1 protein-coding gene is annotated in these 256 nt (G+C 60.9%); it reads right to left on the reverse strand.

The features are described 5' to 3' along the window. Positions 1–86: 86 nt before the first annotated feature. On the reverse strand, positions 87–254 hold the full coding sequence (locus tag CVH10_RS27375; protein WP_369335971.1) for a three-helix bundle dimerization domain-containing protein: 168 nt from the start codon (positions 252–254) through the stop codon (positions 87–89). Between the last annotated feature and the right edge of the window lie 2 nt (positions 255–256).

The following is a 256-nucleotide window of genomic DNA, read 5'->3' on the forward strand; positions in this document are numbered from 1 at the left end:
GCGATCTCGGCTTCGAGCGCGGTCAGGAAAACGCTGGCTTGGGCGCGAGAGCGGATTTCACCCTTCACTGGCGGATATCCCGGATTTTATGCAGGTATCTGCGATGCGAGGGACTGCTTGGCACGTCGCTCGACGAGCAACGGCACGAAATCGCGAACGTGAGTGCCGTCGAAACGGTGATAGGCAGCGGCGACCGCAGTGTCGACGACGTCGGAGGTGGTCGACGGAAAGGCCGCTGCGAGATGAGCTTTCACTT

Origin of the sequence: Halomonas sp. ND22Bw (assembly GCF_003011945.1) — a bacterium.
Classification (GTDB): domain Bacteria; phylum Pseudomonadota; class Gammaproteobacteria; order Pseudomonadales; family Halomonadaceae; genus Halomonas; species Halomonas halophila.